The following is an 18,251-nucleotide window of genomic DNA, read 5'->3' as shown; positions in this document are numbered from 1 at the left end:
GTTGTTAAGGCGCATGTAAGCGTTACGAGTGTTGAGGGCCGTTATGCCAGAGTGTCGAAGGCCATGGATGGCCTTCGTCAAGCGTTCATGGATGAACTTGCAGCGTCTCTGGCATAAAGCCCTTCAACGCTCCAGCGAAACATGCGCCTTAACAGCCGCTTCCTCCCAAGCCCAGCGAAACATGTGAATCGCAGCCGCGTTTTGCTATGATATTCGTATTACTTTGGCTTTCAGGAGTTTGTACTTATGCCGCAGACGCAGCGCCCGCTTTATATTCCTTATTCTGGTCCGAATTTGTTGGAAACCCCGTTGCTGAACAAAGGCAGTGCGTTCAGTAAGGAAGAGCGTGCCGCGTTTAACCTGACCGGTTTGTTGCCGCCTCGCTACGAGAGCATTGAAGAGCAGGCTGAGCGTGCTTATATGCAGTACCGGAGCTTTGAAACGCCGTTGAATAAGCACATTTATCTGCGTGCTATTCAGGACAACAACGAAACTTTGTTCTATCGCTTACTGACGGATCATCTGGAAGAGATGATGCCAATCATCTACACCCCGACTGTGGGTGATGCTTGTGAGAAGTTCTCGGATATTTACCGCAGCTCACGCGGCTTATTCATTTCGTATTCAGAGCGTGATCAGCTGGACGATATTCTGCGTAACGCGACTAAGCAGAAGGTGAAGGTTATTGTCGTCACCGACGGCGAGCGAATTCTGGGCTTAGGTGACCAGGGCATTGGTGGTATGGGCATTCCAATTGGAAAGCTGTCGCTGTATACCGCTTGCGGTGGTATTAGCCCTGCTTATACCCTACCGGTGATGCTGGACGTAGGCACCAACAATGAGAAGCTTCTGGAAGACCCAATGTACATGGGTGCCCGACATAAGCGTATTGGTCAGGAAGAGTACGACGAATTTCTCGATAAATTCATTAAAGCGGTTACTAAACGCTGGCCAGGAGTGATGTTGCAGTTCGAGGACTTTGCTCAGCCTAATGCGATGCCGCTGTTGCGTCGCTACCGTGACGAAGTCTGTTGTTTTAACGACGACATTCAGGGCACGGCGTCTGTCACCGTCGGTACTTTATTGGCGGCGTGTCGCCAAAAAGGCAAAAAGCTCAGCGAGCAAAAAGTGGTATTCGTTGGGGCCGGTTCAGCGGGTTGTGGAATTGCTGAGCAAGTCATGATTCAAATGACTGCTGAGGGCTTAACGGAAGAGCAGGCGAAGAAACAAATTTTCATGGTTGATCGTTACGGCTTGGTCATGGACACCATGGATGGTTTACGCGACTTCCAACAGGCGTTGGCGCAAAAAACTGACGATTTAAACGACTGGGCGTACAGTGGTGACTATCCGTCGTTGCTGGATGTAATGCATTGTGCTGAGCCGGATATTCTCATTGGTGTGTCCGGGCAGGCTGGCTTGTTTACCGAGCAAGTGATTGAGGCGATGGCAAAAAATGTCGAGCGGCCTATTATTTTCCCATTGAGCAACCCGTCTAAGCACGTGGAAGCGCATCCGGCTGATGTTCTTAAATGGACGAAAGGCAAGGCAATTGTGGCGACCGGTAGCCCCTTTGGCGAGGTTGAGTATGACGGTCAGTTGTATCCGATAGCGCAGTGTAACAACAGTTACATTTTCCCGGGCATTGGTCTGGGTGTGTTGTCGGTTAAGGCGCGTCTGGTTAGCGATGAAATGCTACGTGTGGCGAGTAAAACGCTGGCTGAGGCCTCTCCGAGCGCAAACGGTAAAGGTGACGCGCTATTACCGGCGTTCAATGACTTAACTCAACTTAGTAAAGACATTGCGTTTGCGGTGGGTAAAGTGGCTCAGCGGGAAGGCCTGGCGCTGGAAATTGATGACGATACGCTGCGTGAGCGCATCGACAACAACTTCTGGAAGCCGGAATATCGCTTCTACAAACGCGTCAGCATTTAAGCGTGTGCGCTGTCGATGGCCTGTTGTAAGTCTTTCAGCAGGTCGTCGGCGCTTTCAATACCGACCGACAAACGCAGTAAGTCTGAAGGAACCGGGGTATCCGGCCCTTCAATACTGGCGCGGTGCTCAATCAGACTCTCTACGCCACCTAATGATGTAGCGCGATGCCACAGCTGAGTTTGCGCAGCAACGGCAATAGCGGCTTTCTCACCACCTGCCAGACGAATAGATAACATACCGCCAAAGCCTCCCTGCATTTGCTTAGTGGCAACGTCATGCCCGGCAAAGCTTTTTAAACCCGGATACAGCACTTCGGTGACGTTAAGGTGTTGCTCTAACGGCTCAGCAATGTACAGCGCATTTTGACAGCTCTCGCGCACTCTTAAAAATAAGGTACGCATGCCGCGCAGTAGCTGGGACGCATCTTGAGGACTGGGTACTGCACCACTTTGCGCGCGAATAGCCACTAACCGCTGCCAGAATTCACTGTTTTCCCGCGCTGCCAACGCACCAGAAATAACATCAGAATGACCGTTTAGATATTTGGTGGCCGAATGCATGACAATATCTGCCCCTAAATCCAGCGGCTTGGTGAGTAATGGTGTCGCAACGGTGGAGTCTACCGCCAGTAGGGCTCCGCAATTTTTTGCAATAGCCGACACGGCTTCTATATCGGTAACTGTCCACAGCGGGTTCCCCGGTGTTTCTAACCAAATAAGAGTCGGTGCTTTCTCATTGACCGACTCTTGCAACTCTTTGAGGTTACTCGTGTCTACAAAACGTATGTGTAATCCGGCGTCCTGACCAAAGGTTTTCAGCCATTGGCGCAGCGCCCAATACATCACCTTAGGTGCTATAATGGAGTCACCGGGTTTTAAGGCTTGAAAGACCGCTGTCGCCGCTGCCATACCAGAGGCAAATAAGCGGGCATCAACAGCGTTTTCGAGCTCTGCAAGAAGCTTTTCAGCCGGGCGGTAGGTCGGGTTGTCAGCTCTGGAATACACCAAGCCGGAGCGGTACTGGTTATCGCTGTCGCGTAGATAGGTGGTTGATGTGTATACTGGGGGAATAATAGATACATCTTCAATGTGTTTATTGGTTCCGCCCTGTGCGAGCACAGACTGTGATGAAAAATGCGTTGTCGTCATAGAGGTCTCGTCAGATTATCGTGTAAATATCTCGTACAAAGTAATCTCAATGCGAGATTTTACGTAATAAGGAAGTAGTTCGTTTCATCCTACATGAAGGAGTATTGTAATGCGTTATATTTTGTCTCTATTAGCCGGTTCATTGTTGTTTGTCGCAAACGCAGCGCAAGCCAACGAATGTGAGCTTACTATCGATAGCACCGACAACATGAGATTTGATAAAAAGGAGCTATCAGTTCCTGCCAGTTGTAGCGAAGTGACTTTAACTCTGACGCACTCAGGTAAGTTGGACAAAAAAGTCATGGGACACAACTGGGTATTAAGTGAAGCAGGCGACATGCAGTCGGTCGTGCAACAGGGGATGTCAGCAGGTCTGGAAAGTAATTATGTGCCAGAGTCTGACGCCGTTATTGCCGCAACCGATGTTATCGGCGGTGGTGAAGAAACGTCAGTGACGTTTTCTACTGAAGGTATGAGTGCTGACGGCGAGTACAAGTTCTTTTGTACTTTCCCGGGTCACTCAGCCATCATGCAAGGTACATTCTCTATTAAGTAACTGTTAATAGCAGAATTACTGACACAATGAGATGATACAGCTGCAGCCATTGGGCTGCAGTTTTTTTGGAGTTAACCGAAGTTTATGAAGCATTTTTTGTCGATTGCAGTATTAGGTTTGTTGTCTGCCTTTATGTACGCAAGTGCAGCGCAAGCTCAACAGTTTGGATCTCGTGAAGCTTTGGTGCTGGTTGAGCCTGTGCAGTTTGAGCAGGAGAAAAACCGAGTTGAAGCGGTGGGAACGGCGGAAGCAGCACGTTCTATCACTATTTATCCGGCGGTGGGCGACCGTGTGGTCGCGGTGTATTTCGAGCCGGGACAAGTGGTGGAAGAAGGTGAGCTTTTGGTCGAGCTGGATGCAAGACGACAGAAAGTGGCGGTTGAGCAAGCGCAAATTAACTTAAGAGATGCGCAGCGCACTGTTGAGCGTTTGCGCGAAAGTCATGAGCGCGGCGCAGTGCCTCAGTCAGAGCTTGATAATGCGGTACTGCTAAGAGACTTAGCTCGTGTCGAATTAGATAATGCCAAAATTGAGCTGGAAGACCGCTTTATTCGTGCACCCTTTGAAGGTGTCATAGGTATTACCGACGTGGAAGTGGGGGATCGCATTGACGAGCAAACAGCTATTGCGACCTTGGATGACCGCTCTTCGTTATTAATTGATTTCAAAATTCCTGAAGCGGCGGTATCGCTATTGGGCGAAGGTGCCGAGCTGAAAGTGCAGCCGTGGCGTTATTCAGGGCAACCAGTAACGGCAGAAATTGTTGAAATGGACTCTCGGATTAATCCGCAAACACGGATGTATCGCGCCCGGGCACGCATTAATAATGAAAATGATGATTTTCTGCCGGGAACCAGCTTCCGCACGTCTATTTCTCTTGCTGGTCAGGAGTTCGCAGCAATTCCAGAAGCAGCTTTGTCATGGGGCGTGAATAGCCCGTTTGTCTGGGTGGTTGAAGGTAAAAATGCGAAGCGCGTGGAAGTTCAAATTGAGCAGCGTTTAGCGGGTCGGGTATTAGTCTCAGGCAATATTCAGCGAGACGACTTGCTAATTGTTGAGGGTGTGCAGAGCTTACGTGATGGGCAGCCGGTTAAGTTTGATCGCACCACTTTGGATGACGGCGGGGAGCTTAGCGAATAATGTCTGATAAGCAACTCGATACGCATACCGATACCAACGACTTGCCGTCGGTGTCTATCCGCCGACCGGTACTGATTGTTGTACTCAATATTCTGATTGCCATTGCCGGGATAGCAGCACTCATGGGTGTTGAAGTGCGTGAGCTGCCTGATGTTGACCGACCGGTCGTTGGTGTGAGTGCGTCTCTGCCCGGTGGTGCGCCAGAAACCGTCGATGCGGAAGTGACCAGTATTTTAGAAGGGGCGGCTGCGCGTGTTTCGGGTGTCAGAAATATTAACTCGCAGAGTGAAGAAAACAGCGCCCGTATCTCTATTGAATTTAACCCGGGAGTTGACCTGGACGTGGTTGCGGCGGAAGTTCGTGAAGCGGTGAACCAGGTTCGCAGAGAGCTTCCCGATGACGTTGAACAAATTAACGTTCGCAAGGCTGACAATGACGCACGCTCGGTACTGGATATTGCAGTCAGCAGCGACACCTTAACGCTTGAACAGTTAACGCGCCGACTCGAGACGGACTTATCACCTGAGTTTTTGGCCATAAATGGTGTGGCTGACGTGCGCTTAAATGGTGATCGTGAACGGGTTATGCGGGTGGACCTCGACCCACTAAAGCTGGTGAGCTTTGGTATTTCGGTCACTGATGTTGCCGATGCGCTACGTCAGGCGCCTTTTGATGTGCCCGCAGGTAGTTTGAAGTCGACGGATCAGCGGCTGATTATTCGTGCCGATGCGACGGCAATCAACGAAGAGCAAGTCGAGAATATTATTATTCAGGACGACATTCGTGTGGGTGATGTCGCTCAAGCGTATTTTGCGCCGTCGGATGCCAGCAGCTTCGTGCGCTTGGACGGCAAACCGGTGGTAGGTTTGGGCGTTATCCGTCAGGCGGGCTCTAACACTATTGAAATTTCCGACCGGGCCATTCAGGTACTGGAGCGCCTGCGCGATCGCTTCCCGGATATGGAAATGACCATTACCAATGACGATGCGCAGTTTATCCGTAAGTCGGTTGCTGAGGTTGTCACTACTCTGGCGATAACCATTGTGCTGGTGGTCGGCACATTGTGGGTATTCATTGGCTCATTCCGGGCGACTATTATTCCGGCTTTGTCGATACCTGTCGCCTTATTTGGTGCGGTTGCTGCCATATGGCTGATGGGCTTTTCGATCAACATATTGACCTTGTTGGCACTGGTTCTGGCCACCGGTTTGATTGTCGATGACGCTATTGTTGTTACGGAGAATATTCAGCGACGCCGTAATATGGGGCTCGGCAGCCGCGCCGCGGCCGTCCTGGCGACGCGAGAAGTGTTCTTCGCGGTGGTTGCGACGACAGCGGTTCTGGTTGCTGTATTTGTGCCCATTGCGTTTTTACCGTCAACCGCAGGTCGTTTATTTCGGGAGTTTGGCGGAGTGCTTGCCGCGGCCGTCGTTATTTCGTCTTTCGTGGCACTGTCGCTAGTACCGGCGTTTACGGCGCGTTTGCCTAAATCTGCCGGTAAAACCAATATCTTCGGTGGTATTGGCCACAAGTTCAAAGGGTTCTATCAAAGAACACTCCATAAGGCGCTGAATGCCAGCTGGGTGATTGGCGTAGTGTCGTTACTGGCAGCCGGCGGCGGCGTGGTGCTATTCGACCAAATCGATAGTGAACTCATGCCCGATGAAGACCGCGGTGCGGTAAGAGTTTTTGCGCGTGGACCAGACGGTGTTGGTGTTAAGTTTATGGACCGACAGGCGCGTCAGCTGGAAGAGATCTTGCTCGAATATAAAGAAAGCGGTGACATTGAGTCCATTTATACCGTAGTTGGTCAGTGGGACCCGAACATTGTCTTTATCAGTGCCAACCTGAAACCGTGGGAAGAGCGGGACATTAGTCAGCAGGAGATTATTGAAAATTTACGTGAGCCATTAAGCCAGGTACCGGGCGCACCAGGCCGAGCCTTTGGTGATAACAGCCTGAATTTGCGAGGCCAGGGCGGTGGTATTGAAATGGCTATCACGGGCGAAAACTACGCCGAAATCTTTAAAGTTGCGCGTGAGTTTACCGCTGAAGTTGAGCGACAGATTCCGGAAATGGGCAACTTAAATGTGTCGTATCAGCCAACGCAGCCTCAGTTGCGCGTGAAAATTGACCGTCGCCGGGCAGCGGAGCTAGGCGTATCGCTTAGTGATATATCGTCGACATTGCGCGCCGCAATTGATGGCGATGACGTCGCTGACTTAAACGTCGGTGACCAACAAGTTCCACTGATGCTGCGCACTCGTAACAATATTATTCAGTCACCGCAAGACATGCAGAACCTGTATGTGTCCTCAAGCGATGGTGGCTTAGTACCAATTTCCAGTGTCTCGGAAATTGTTGAAGAGGGCGTGTCGGCAGAGCTTGAGCGTCAGGCGCAGCGTCGCGCCATAGAAATTGACGGTGACTTACCGGAAGAGTTGCCTATGTCTGAAGCGGTAGAGCAGTTGCGTGCGGTTGCACAGGATGTTTTGCCAGACGGCATGGGCTTAGTGTTCCTGGGCGAAGCCTCGACCTTTGAGGATACCTCTCAGGAAGTGGCAATGACGTACATTCTGGCATTCTTAATAGTTCTGCTGGTATTGGCGGCACAATTCGAGTCGGTGAACAGTGCGGTGGTGGTTATGTTGACAGTGCCCTTTGGTATTGCTGCAGCAATTTATGCGTTGTTCTTAACTGGCACGTCAATGAACATCTATTCGCAAATCGGCTTAGTCATGTTGATAGGCTTGCTGGCAAAGAACTCCGTATTATTAGTGGAGTTTGCCGACCAATTGCGCGACCGCGGACTTAGCGTTCGTGAGGCTATAGAGGAAGCCGCGCTGATACGCCTGCGTCCAATTATGATGACCCTGGTGTCGACCATTTTAGGTGGTTTACCGCTGATACTGTCAGCCGGTGCTGGCGCAGAAGCTCGTAACTCCATTGGTTGGGTGGTATTTGGCGGCTTAGGTTTAGCCACGCTGTTTACCTTGTATCTAACGCCAGTACTGTACTTGTGGTTAGCCCGCTTCACTAAACCACGCGCTGACGAAGCCTCGCGCCTGGAAAAAGAAATGCAGGAAGCAAGGTAGCCTGACGCGACCTCACCGTGGCCTCAGGCTACTGTATGCCCCAACGGCGGCGGATTTTATCAAGTTCGCCGCTGTTTTCTAACGCTTCCAGAGCTTCATTTAATTGATTCAGTAATTCGTCGCTGCCGGCTTTTACAGAAAAACCAACAGGCACTTTAATCTCGGGTTGCCATAAAACACGCACGTTGATATCCAACTGTTTTGCCAGGTAACGGCCGACTGCTTCCGGCATTATAACGGCTTCCACTTCACCCATTGCCAACTGGTTCATTGCTTCGGCTTTTGACGACGCCTGATTAATGCGAATGGCCTTATGCAGACCAATGTCCTGCAAATGCGCTTCCAGCACGGAGTGCCGGTCACCGCTAATACGTTTGCCAACCAACCCGCGTACGGATTCAGGACTGCTTTCATTGTCTAAAACAAACAAAGTAGTGACGCGATTATAATACGGACTGGAAAAGTCAAAATACTGTTGACGAATGGTGGTTTGCTCCATGCCCATTGCCATGTCGAGCTCGCCGAATCGCAGTAAACTGACCACATTGTCCCAGTCGTATTGGTGCAGCGTGTACTCTTTATCCAAATAATTGAACACCGCTTTGGTGACATCCACATCAAACCCCACTATGTCGCCGTTCTCAGAAAACTGATACGGCGGGTAGCCGGTGGCTAAACCAATGTCTTCAGCGTTACTGAACGCTGAAGAGCTCAGGCTTAAAAAGGCCGTTAGGGTGAGTGTGGAAAGTTTTTTCATTCAGTGTCCTGTTACAGAAAGTTTCGCCTTTATGTAGTCCGCGTGGCTTATGTACAACAAGTCGGCAAGTTTGCGAAGCATTGCTTCTTCGTGCGGATCAAGTTCATTATCAGTGTAGGCAACAGCCCACAAACTTTCCAATAATTGGACTTTTTCGCTGTATTCGAGGGCTTTAAGAGGTGCTGTAAAATCGTGCAGAGAAGCGGCTTCTTTTACTGCTTCTACGGCTTTATCAACAGCGCTTTGCGCAGCACTCCCTTCAAGTTGATATTCGTTTTTCAAGTCCGCTAACAGATACTCACGCTCTTCATTCGACAAGACCCCATCGGCTAGGCTAATTTCAGTCATGAGTATGAGTGATAAAAACGCCTCGTCGCTGAGACCTTCTGCATGATACTGCTTCGTCTGCTCCGCCGCTGGAGCAACATTAAAAAAGCTTTGTAAGGCTTTAAGCATACAACATCCTACTTCTGTAAATTGGGTAAATAAAAGGAAAACACCGTGCCTTCCCCCGGTGTCGATTGGACGTCAATTTCGCCCTTAAGTTTCTGTGTCACCAGGTTATAAACAATAGAGAGTCCAAGTCCTGAGCCACCGCTGTGTCGAGACGTTGTGAAAAACGGCTCGAAAATATCTTTCAACGTTTGTGGCTCGATGCCCGTACCATTGTCGGTAAAGGTAAATTGTACTCCATCTTTTGCCGGCTCCGCTGCAATGGTAATACAATGGTTGTCATCGGGCTCTGAGAAGGCGTGCTCATCCGTATTGCTGATTAAATTCGTAACGATTTGAGCCACTGCACCTTGGTAGGTCAGTAACGACGTTGACTCGTCACAACATATATCAATACTAACTTTCTTCTTTTTCACCATTGGCTTCAGGCTTAGGGTGAGTGCATATAGATAGTCTCTCACCTTGCACTCCACCAATTCAAAACTGGACTGATCAACTGCTGTTTTCTTAAAGTTCTGTATGAGAGTGGCGGCGCGCTCGAGGTTATTATTTAGCAGGTTATAGGCCTCAAAGGTATCGTCTATAAACTGGTTCAGTTGCTTTTTCGAAATAGAGCCTTCGGTAAAAGATTGTTTCAGCTTTTTTAAACGATGCTCACAATGTGTGACTGCCGTCACCGAAATGCCTAGCGGCGTATTCACTTCGTGCGCAACGCCGGCGACAAGCTTGCCTAAAGCCGCCATTTTTTCAGTTTCAATGAGTCGCTCTTGTGCTTGTTTAAAGTTATCGAGCGCCTTGGTTAATGACTGTGTGCGCTCTTCAACCATGCTCTCAAGTTGCTCGTTCTGGCGAATCAATAGCTGCTCAAACCGCTCTCGCTCTGCCGCACTCACTGCGCGCCCATAAATGTCGGCGAGAACACCGACAAAAGCGACTTCATCAGATGTCCATTTACGGTGTTCTTTGCGGGTCTCACAGCACATAACGCCTATCATTTCACCCTTGTGGCGAAGGGGCACATCAAGCACCCCATAAATGCCGTACTCCGGAAAGTAATTAGGTGCTAACTCTGCGGTGACAGGGTTGTCACGCGCGTCGTTGGCAATAATAGTGCGCTCTTTTTCTAGTGCGGCAAAGTAAGACGGCAGTTCGGACTTTCTCAACACGAGAGTTTCAGCGTCTTGGCGCTGAGTATCAATCAAAGCGGTCGCAATCATGCTTTGTTTGTCGGGCTGCAACTCCCAGATACTGACCCGTGTAATATCCAGACCTTTTAAGGCTGAATCGAGAATAAATTGCGAGGCGCGCGCGAGGTTACCGCCGTCAATCTCCGGTGAGCGGGACACTTCGAGCAAAATGTTATCCAGTGACTCGTTCATTGTTTATCCGTTTGTTGAGCACCTGTTAACTATAACGTAATGAAAGACTTTGTCTATTGGTTGACCTGTTCATTAAACGACAAGAATGCGCATTTGGACGAGCTTAACTGGACTTTTTTTATAAAGGTTCATACAAAGGGAGCACGTTTTAAAAGAGGCAATACCATGAAAAAGACAACATTAACCTTGGCGGTGGCGTCGCTGTTAAGCATTGCGCCGCTGAGCATGGCAGAAGAGCAGAATAATGGCTGGGACGTGTCGAACCCGCCCGGTGAATTTAAAACCATTGATATTTCAGTGAACTCCGGCACCTGGATGAACGTCGATGTCAGCCCTGACGGCGAATACATTGTATTTGACCTGCTAGGGGATATTTATCGCATGCCGTTTGGTGGCGGAGAAGCTGAGAAACTTATTGGTGGTATTGCCTGGCACATGCAGCCGGTGTATTCACCGGACGGTCGTTATATTGCGTTCACGTCAGACCAGGGCGGTGGCGACAATATCTGGTTAATGGATGCCGACGGCAGCAACGTGCGCCCGGTGACTGAAGAGACTTTTCGTTTGCTCAACAGCCCGGCCTGGAGCCCCGATGGTGAGTTTCTGGTAGCACGTAAACACTTTACTGCAAGCCGCTCATTAGGTGCAGGTGAAGTCTGGATGTATCACCGTACGGGTGGCTCTGGCGTTCAGCTCACTGAGCGCCCGAATGATCAGAAAGATCTCGGTGAACCGGCTTTTTCACCGGACGGTAAATACATTTACTTCTCACAGGACGACACGCCGGGTAAGACTTTCCACTACAGCAAAGACTCATTGGAAGGCATTTATAAAATTAAACGCTTCGAACGTGAAACCGGGGAAATTGAAGTTTTGATAAGCGGCGCTGGCGGTGCGATACGACCAACGCCGTCGCCGGACGGTCGCTACCTGGCGTACATTAAACGTGAGGACTTCAACAGTGTTCTTTATGTACTCGATTTGAAGACAGGTGAGCATAAGCGTATTTACGGTCAGATGGAACGTGACATGCAGGAGACCTGGGCGATTCACGGTGTTTACCCGACGATGGACTGGACCCCGGATAGCAAGCAGTTGGTTTTCTGGGCTGGTGGGCACATTCAAAAGCTGAATATTGACGACGGCAATGCGCGTATTATTCCGTTTAAGGTCGAGACTGAGAAGAAAATTCAACACGCATTGCGCGCTAAACAAAACGTTGAAGCCGATACCTTTGATGTAAAAATGCTGCGCATGGCACAGGTTTCGCCAGCGGGCGATGAGGTGATTTACGAAGCTCTGGGAAGCTTGTACCGCCGGGCACTGCCGGACGGCAAGCCTCAGCGTTTAACTAACAGTGACGACTTTGAGCTATTCCCGGAATATTCCCGTGACGGTGAGAAACTCGTGTTTGTGCGCTGGGACGATCAAGAGCAGGCGCAGGTAATTGTTCGTGACTTAGACTCGGGTAACGAGCAAGTGCTGAACACCAGTAAAGGTAACTTTGTTGAGCCGACTTTCTCGCCAGACGGCAATCACGTGGTGTACCGGAAAATTCGTGGCGGTTATTTAATTTCGGACAAATACGGTTTAGAAACCGGTGTTTATCGTGTGGCAGTAAACGGTGACGGCAAGCCTCAACAAATTGCTGAGCGTGGTCGTCAGCCTCAGTTTGGTGCCCGTAATGACCGCATTTATTTAATGACACCAGCGGCAAAGCCGACGCTTAGTGTCGTGAATCTGGATACTCTCGAGCAACGTGAGTTGTATCAGTCAGAGCTCGCGACCGAATTCCGAGTATCACCGGATGGTAAGCAATTAGCCTTCGCTGAGCGCTTCAAAGTGTTTGTTACGCCGTTGGTTGAGCGTGGCAGTGTGATTAATGTTGGCCCTGGTGACAAACAAATGCCGGTGCATCAATTGTCGGTACGAGCGGGTGAAAATATCTCCTGGACCGCTGACGGTCGTCAACTTTACTGGACTTTAGGCCCGGAGCTTTATCACACCTCAGTGGCGAATGCGTTTGCTGACTTTACGGAAGCGGACTCGTTGAAAGTTGAAAATGGTCAGAATATTGGCTTTGAACAAAAAGCCATGGTGCCTGATAGTACGGTTGCCTTTGTTGGTGGCCAGGTCATTACCATGGACGGCGATACTGTCTATGAGCAGGGCACGGTGGTTGTACGTAACAATAAAATTGTTGCAGTTGGTCCGGAAGCTGACGTGAATGTGCCAAGTGGCGCTGAAGTGATTGATACCAGCGGCAAAACCGTGATGCCAGGCTTATTTGATGCGCACGCTCATGGTGGTCAGGGGCAGTCTGAAATTATCCCGGAGCAAAACTGGGGGCAGTATGCGAATCTGGCGTTTGGCGTAACTTCTATTCATGATCCGTCGAACGACACAACAGAGTTCTTTGCGGCTTCAGAGCTACAAAAAGCCGGTAAAATTGCCGCGCCTCGCTTGTTCTCCACCGGAACCATTTTATACGGTGCGAACGGACCGGGTTACACCTCGCATGTGGACAGCCTGGAAGATGCTAAATTTCATTTAGAGCGCCTGAAGAAAGTCGGTGCATTCTCGGTGAAAAGCTATAACCAACCACGTCGTAATCAGCGCCAACAGGTAGTCGAAGCGGGTCGTCAGCTGGACATGTTAGTTGTGCCGGAAGGCGGCTCGTTATTGCAACATAACCTGACCATGATTATGGACGGTCATACAACGGTGGAGCACTCACTGCCGGTTGCGAATATCTATGACGACATTCGTCAGTTGTGGGATGAAAGCAATGTGGCCTACACCCCAACACTGGGTGTTGCTTACGGCGGTATTTGGGGTGAGAACTACTGGTACGCAGAAACCGATGTATGGAAACACCCGAAACTCAGCAAATATGTGCCGCAGGAGTTTTTAGTGGGCAAGGCCATGCGCCGTGAAAAAGCGCCGCATAACCATTACAACCACTTTAACAATGCCGAAGTGGCGACAGAGCTTCAGGATTTGGGGGTTAAAGTTCTCTCTGGTGCTCATGGTCAGCGTGAAGGTTTAGCACAACACTGGGAAATTTGGATGATGGCGCAAGGCGGTATGACACCACTGGAAGCGTTACGTACATCAACCATCGACCCGGCCACTGTGTTTGGCATGGACCACGCGTTGGGCTCTCTGGAAGAGGGTAAGTTAGCGGATATTATCGTCATTGACGGCGATCCGCTGGAAAATATCCGCGATACCGATAAGGTGACGCATACGATGGTTAACGGCGTGCTTTATGACGCTAAAACCATGGATCGGATATTACCAGCGCCTCGCGAGCGAGACGCCTTCTTCTGGGAGGAGTAAGTTAAGAGCGGTTTAGGACGCCGCAGCGGTTTCAGAAACCACCTGTCGGAACCAGCGGTGTCCTGCGTCGTGTTGTAAAAGCGGCGACCAAATCATGGTCAGTGTCAGTCCCGGAATATCGAACGGCGGCGCTTTCATAACCAGTTGGTCGTCGTCTTTATAAAGCTCGGCGGCTTGAGTCGGCAGTGTGGCGATCAACCCCTGACGTGCCAGGTACATAGCGACGTGATAATTACGCGTAAATACTTTTATGTGGCGACGCTTGCCAATTTTATCGAGCGCATCGTCGACCCAACCCAGCTTCTGAACATCGTGCGGATCCATCCCGACACCGACACCAAAACCGGTTTTACTGACCCAAACATGCTGCGCTTTTAAGTAATTATCGAGCGTATAGTTATTGAGCAAAGGGTGATCTTTATGTATCAGGCAGGAAAATTCGTCGGTCCAGAGAATTTTCTGGTGAAACGACTGTGGTAACTGCTCAAAACGGTTAATGGCTAAGTCGACTTTGCCGTTTTCTACGTCATGAAAGCTAATGTCACTGGGCGTCATTATGTCTAACGACACGTTTGGAGCTTGTTCGTCGAGCTTTTCCAGTAACCGAGGCATCAGCGTTGATGCAGCATAGTCGGACGCCATAATACGAAAAACACGCTCACTGGTTGGCGCGTCGAACTCCCGCACCGGCTGTATCATTTCTTCTACTGAATACAGCACAGTGCGCAGCGACTCCTGCATATCCAGAGCGCGCTGAGTTGGTTGCATGCCGTCGCTGGTGCGTACCAGAATAGGGTCATTGAGCAGATTACGCAGACGTTTCAACCCGTTACTCATGGCTGGTTGCGTAATATTCAGCTGCGCCGCCGCCCGCGTGACGTTCTTCTCGCGCAACAAAACATCCAGGTAAACCAGCAGGTTCAGATCTATATCTTTAATGGTGTTCATAAAAAACCGAAATAAATAGAGTGTTGGAAATCTATCGGCATTATAAGTAGGGTGAATGTATAACGCTAGCGCTGTTTATTTCGGATAACACTTAAATTTATTTGATTATTTTTATTAATCCACCATAATTAATTTATTAATACCCTTTTCAATTATATTTGGTGGTTCAATGCTTATCGCTGAAGAGTTTTTATCAACGTTGGGTAAGCTAATAAAGCACCAGCGATCGCTGTCTATGGATCAAGCCGAGTTCGCCAAACGCTTAGGGTGCGGCGTCAATACGGTTTATCGTATGGAAAAAGGGCAGCCTGTAAATTCTCTGACACTATTGTCCGCGTTAGAGTTACTCGGGTTACTTGAGCATTTCACCAAAGTGCTTGACGACCAGTACGCGCGCGTCGCGAACGGGCCACAACGCAAACGTCGTAAGCTGGACGAGGACTTTTCAAATGACTTCTAAAGCGTATGTGTAAACCCCATAAATGAATATAACTTCAGAAACACTGGCACGTAGTATTCTCGATGGCTTTCATACCCATTACCGGCGCTTTCAGGCGCTGACACAGGGAGCGCGGGAGCGCTTTTTGAAGCGGGACTGGACGGCAGTGGTGTCGGCGGCAGCTGAGCGCATTCATTATTATGATCATCAGGTGGCGCTTACGGCCAAAAAGGTGGAGCGTCGTGTTGGCAAAGAGCTCGATGAGGCTTTGTGGCAGGCAACGCGGCAACGGTATCAGCAGTTATTGCAGTTTCACCCGCAGGCAGAGCTTGCTGAAACCTTTTACAACTCGGTGTTTTGCCGGGTGTTTGACCGTGCTTATTTTCATAATGACTATATTTTTGTGGAGACGGTGCTGGCGAACCACATTCCGGTGTCGGTGGAAAACGAGTGCCATTCTTACTTTCCGGTGGTCGACGGTCTGGAAAAAACGCTAACCAGAGTGTTTGACGACATAGGCCTGGGGGGTGAGTTTGAGAATTTTGAAAACGATATAGAGCAGCTGCGGGATAAGTTCTTCGAGCGCGCGACCGAGACCGACATTGAAGCGCACAATTTACGCATTGATGTCTTAAAAGCGCCGTTTTACCGCAATAAAGCGGCGTACATTGTCGGACGTGTGGTGACGGAAAATAACCACTATCCTTTTATTGTGCCGGTGTTGATTAACTCCCAGGGAAAGCTCTATGTGGATGCGTTTATTACGCGCTCTGACAGAATGGCGACGATTTTTGGCTTTGCCCGCTCGTATTTTATGGTGGAAACTGAGTCTCCGTCGGCGTTGGTTCGTTTTTTAAAGGACTTAATGCCGCATAAAACGCTGGCAGAGCTTTATTCCTCGGTGGGCTTTCATAAACAAGGCAAAACGGAATTTTATAGAGAATTCCTGCATCATTTACGCCGTACCGACGACCAATTAGTGGCAGCCCCTGGTGTGAAAGGTATGGTTATGACGGTGTTTACGTTGCCGTCTTTTCCTTATGTGTTTAAGGTTATTAATGATCGCTTAGGCAACACCAAGGAATTTGGCCGACAGACGGTCATTGATCGGTATCGCATGGTTAAGCGGCACGATCGGGTCGGGCGTATGGCGGATACACTGGAGTTTGTCGACGTGGCCTTACCGCTGGAGCGTATTTCGTCAGATTTACTGGAGGAGTTTAAACAGCGCATTGCCAATTCTATTTCTATTGAAGGCGATACGTTAGTCATTCATCAGTTGTTCGTCGAACGCCGCATGACGCCGCTAAATTTGTATTTAGAGTACGCCAATGACGCCGAAATTGATGCGGCGATGGATGAATACGGTTGGGCGTTAAAGGACATGATGGCGGCCAATATCTTTCCCGGCGACATGCTGCTGAAAAACTTCGGTGTGACCCGCCACAAACGGGTAGTGTTTTACGACTACGATGAAGTTCGCTATCTGACCGATATGAGTTTTCGCAAGTTGCCACAAAACGACTGGGAAGTGTCGATGGCGCCGGACGACGTATTTCCTGAGCAGCTCGCGCAGTTCGCCGTACCTCAAGCTAAGTACCGGGATCCGCTACTAAAACGACACCCGGAGCTGATTGATCCGGCTTACTGGCGGCGCATACAAAAACACATCCGCGAGGGGGTCCTGACGGATGTGTTTCCTTATGAAGCTGAGCTGCGATTTACGCGGAGGTTTTAAACTGCTCTTCTTCAGTTGAGCCGGTCAGTGCGGTGACTGATGACACGCCGCCCTGAATCACATTGGTAAGCTCGTCAAAGTATCCAGTGCCCACTTCCTGCTGGTGGGCCACAAAGGTGTAGCCTTTATCTGCGGCTTCAAACTCCTGTTGCTGCAGTTTCACGTACGCTGACATGTCGTTGCGCGCATAGTCGTGCGCCAGTTCGAACATGTGGTACCACATATTGTGCACGCCCGCTAAGGTAATGAACTGGAATTTGTAACCCATAGCAGCCAATTCGCGCTGGAACTTGGCAATGGTGGCGTCGTCCAGGTTTCGTTTCCAGTTAAACGACGGCGAGCAGTTATAGGCTAACAGCTTACCTGGGTATTTTGCGTGAATGGCTTCGGCAAACTGACGGGCTTCATCTAAGTCCGGTTTGGCCGTTTCACACCAGATTAAATCAGCATATGGCGCATAGGCTAAGCCGCGTGAAATGGCTTGTTCAATGCCCGGTTTAACGCGATAGAAGCCTTCTGCGGTACGATCACCGGTAATGAATGGCTTGTCGTTCGGGTCAAAGTCGGAAGTCAGCAAGTCGGCGGCGTTAGCATCAGTACGTGCGACAATGAGCGTTGGTGTACCGGCGACATCAGCGGCTAAACGCGCGGCGGAAAGTTTCTGTACAGCTTCTTGTGTTGGCACCAGTACCTTACCACCCATGTGGCCACATTTTTTAACGGACGCTAACTGGTCTTCAAAGTGAACCCCGGCGGCACCAGCTTTGATCATGTTTTTCATCAGTTCGTAGGCGTTAAGTACACCGCCAAAACCGGCTTCGGCATCAGCCACAATTGGCGCAAAGTAGTCGACATAGTTGTCGTCTTCCGGTGTTACGCCTTTTGACCACTGAATTTGGTCAGCGCGGGCGAACGAGTTATTAATGCGCTCAACCACGGTAGGCACTGAGTCGACCGGGTACAGGGACTGGTCCGGGTACATGCTGCACGCCGAGTTGTTGTCGGCAGCAACCTGCCAGCCTGACAAGTAGATTGCTTGTAAGCCGGCTTTCACTTGTTGCACCGCCTGACCGCCGGTTAATGCGCCCAATGCATTCACATAGTCTTTGCCGAATTTCTCCTGAGCTTTACCGTGAATCAGTTGCCAGAGTTTGTTTGCACCATTTTTGGCATAGGTGTGTTCAGGTTGCACGGTGCCGCGTAAGCGAACGACTTCTTCGGCGCTGTACGGACGTTCAACGCCTTTCCAGCGTGGGTCGGTGTCCCACTGCTCTTGTAACTCTTTAACTTGCTGAGCGAATGATAAGTTTGTGGTTGTCAT

General features: G+C 50.0%; 13 protein-coding genes. 7 read left to right on the top strand and 6 right to left on the bottom strand.

The window, feature by feature from the left end; translation table 11 throughout:
* The first annotated feature begins 246 nt into the window (after positions 1-246).
* A complete protein-coding gene (locus B3850_RS02510) occupies positions 247-1,935 on the top strand; it encodes an NAD-dependent malic enzyme (protein WP_286872785.1) in 1,689 nt (562 codons plus the stop codon).
* Here B3850_RS02510 and B3850_RS02505 read toward each other — a convergent pair.
* Positions 1,932-3,083 (bottom strand): trans-sulfuration enzyme family protein, encoded by a 1,152-nt coding sequence (locus tag B3850_RS02505; protein ID WP_286872787.1) that lies wholly within the window; start codon positions 3,081-3,083, stop codon positions 1,932-1,934. The genes B3850_RS02510 and B3850_RS02505 overlap by 4 nt on opposite strands.
* 109 nt (positions 3,084-3,192) lie before the next feature.
* Here B3850_RS02505 and azu point away from each other — a divergent pair, with 109 nt between their 5' ends.
* From azu to B3850_RS02490, 3 genes are all read left to right on the top strand, one after another.
* Entirely contained in the window at positions 3,193-3,639 is a 447-nt protein-coding gene (azu, locus tag B3850_RS02500; protein WP_053954420.1) for an azurin, read from the top strand.
* 84 nt (positions 3,640-3,723) lie between these two features.
* On the top strand, positions 3,724-4,779 hold the full coding sequence (locus B3850_RS02495; RefSeq protein WP_286911334.1) for an efflux RND transporter periplasmic adaptor subunit: 1,056 nt from the start codon (positions 3,724-3,726) through the stop codon (positions 4,777-4,779).
* Positions 4,779-7,874, top strand: coding sequence for an efflux RND transporter permease subunit (locus tag B3850_RS02490; protein WP_286911333.1), 3,096 nt, complete (start codon positions 4,779-4,781; stop codon positions 7,872-7,874). Before B3850_RS02495 ends, B3850_RS02490 begins: the two co-directional genes overlap by 1 nt.
* 28 nt (positions 7,875-7,902) lie before the next feature.
* On the opposite strand, the gene B3850_RS02485 is transcribed toward B3850_RS02490, so the two are convergent.
* The 3 genes from B3850_RS02485 to B3850_RS02475 are packed head-to-tail and all read right to left on the bottom strand — an operon-like array spanning position 7,903 to position 10,463.
* Complete coding sequence (locus B3850_RS02485; protein WP_286872798.1) at positions 7,903-8,631, bottom strand: transporter substrate-binding domain-containing protein; 729 nt, start codon at positions 8,629-8,631, stop codon at positions 7,903-7,905.
* Positions 8,632-9,087 carry a TerB family tellurite resistance protein gene (locus tag B3850_RS02480; RefSeq protein WP_286872800.1) on the bottom strand — a complete coding sequence of 152 codons (456 nt, stop codon included), beginning with the start codon at positions 9,085-9,087 and terminating at the stop codon, positions 8,632-8,634.
* 8 nt (positions 9,088-9,095) lie between these two features.
* Positions 9,096-10,463: a sensor histidine kinase gene (locus B3850_RS02475; RefSeq protein ID WP_286911332.1), complete on the bottom strand. Its 1,368-nt coding sequence runs from the start codon at positions 10,461-10,463 to the stop codon at positions 9,096-9,098.
* A gap of 165 nt (positions 10,464-10,628) precedes the next feature.
* On the opposite strand from B3850_RS02475, the gene B3850_RS02470 reads away from it, so the two are divergent.
* Positions 10,629-13,805: an amidohydrolase family protein gene (locus tag B3850_RS02470; RefSeq protein ID WP_286872805.1), complete on the top strand. Its 3,177-nt coding sequence runs from the start codon at positions 10,629-10,631 to the stop codon at positions 13,803-13,805.
* A gap of 12 nt (positions 13,806-13,817) precedes the next feature.
* Here the strand turns inward: B3850_RS02470 and B3850_RS02465 are convergent, their stop codons facing one another.
* Positions 13,818-14,753: a LysR family transcriptional regulator gene (locus tag B3850_RS02465; RefSeq protein WP_286872807.1), complete on the bottom strand. Its 936-nt coding sequence runs from the start codon at positions 14,751-14,753 to the stop codon at positions 13,818-13,820.
* A 169-nt stretch (positions 14,754-14,922) separates the two neighbouring features.
* Between B3850_RS02465 and B3850_RS02460 the strand changes: the two genes are divergently transcribed.
* On the top strand, positions 14,923-15,213 hold the full coding sequence (locus B3850_RS02460) for a helix-turn-helix transcriptional regulator (RefSeq protein WP_286872809.1): 291 nt from the start codon (positions 14,923-14,925) through the stop codon (positions 15,211-15,213).
* Positions 15,214-15,235: 22 nt separating this feature from the next.
* Positions 15,236-16,930: a bifunctional isocitrate dehydrogenase kinase/phosphatase gene (aceK, locus tag B3850_RS02455; protein WP_286872811.1), complete on the top strand. Its 1,695-nt coding sequence runs from the start codon at positions 15,236-15,238 to the stop codon at positions 16,928-16,930.
* Here the strand turns inward: aceK and aceA are convergent.
* A complete protein-coding gene (aceA, locus tag B3850_RS02450) occupies positions 16,914-18,251 on the bottom strand; it encodes an isocitrate lyase (RefSeq protein ID WP_100690668.1) in 1,338 nt (445 codons plus the stop codon). The two genes, aceK and aceA, sit on opposite strands and share 17 nt — an antisense overlap.

This window comes from Idiomarina sp. UBA4520, from assembly GCF_002388365.1.
Lineage (GTDB): Bacteria > Pseudomonadota > Gammaproteobacteria > Enterobacterales > Alteromonadaceae > Idiomarina > Idiomarina zobellii.
Note: the sequence above shows the minus strand (reverse complement) of the source record. Positions and strands in the feature narration are given on the sequence as shown.

Coding starts and splice junctions, on each gene's coding strand:
- azu (WP_053954420.1), top strand. CDS start 3,193: ATGCGTTATATTTTGTCTCTATTAGCCGGTTCATTGTTGTTTGTCGCA.
- B3850_RS02465 (WP_286872807.1), bottom strand. CDS start 14,753: ATGAACACCATTAAAGATATAGATCTGAACCTGCTGGTTTACCTGGAT.
- aceA (WP_100690668.1), bottom strand. CDS start 18,251: ATGACAACCACAAACTTATCATTCGCTCAGCAAGTTAAAGAGTTACAA.
- B3850_RS02490 (WP_286911333.1), top strand. CDS start 4,779: ATGTCTGATAAGCAACTCGATACGCATACCGATACCAACGACTTGCCG.
- B3850_RS02470 (WP_286872805.1), top strand. CDS start 10,629: ATGAAAAAGACAACATTAACCTTGGCGGTGGCGTCGCTGTTAAGCATT.
- B3850_RS02505 (WP_286872787.1), bottom strand. CDS start 3,083: ATGACGACAACGCATTTTTCATCACAGTCTGTGCTCGCACAGGGCGGA.
- aceK (WP_286872811.1), top strand. CDS start 15,236: ATGAATATAACTTCAGAAACACTGGCACGTAGTATTCTCGATGGCTTT.
- B3850_RS02460 (WP_286872809.1), top strand. CDS start 14,923: ATGCTTATCGCTGAAGAGTTTTTATCAACGTTGGGTAAGCTAATAAAG.
- B3850_RS02485 (WP_286872798.1), bottom strand. CDS start 8,631: ATGAAAAAACTTTCCACACTCACCCTAACGGCCTTTTTAAGCCTGAGC.
- B3850_RS02475 (WP_286911332.1), bottom strand. CDS start 10,463: ATGAACGAGTCACTGGATAACATTTTGCTCGAAGTGTCCCGCTCACCG.
- B3850_RS02480 (WP_286872800.1), bottom strand. CDS start 9,087: ATGCTTAAAGCCTTACAAAGCTTTTTTAATGTTGCTCCAGCGGCGGAG.
- B3850_RS02510 (WP_286872785.1), top strand. CDS start 247: ATGCCGCAGACGCAGCGCCCGCTTTATATTCCTTATTCTGGTCCGAAT.
- B3850_RS02495 (WP_286911334.1), top strand. CDS start 3,724: ATGAAGCATTTTTTGTCGATTGCAGTATTAGGTTTGTTGTCTGCCTTT.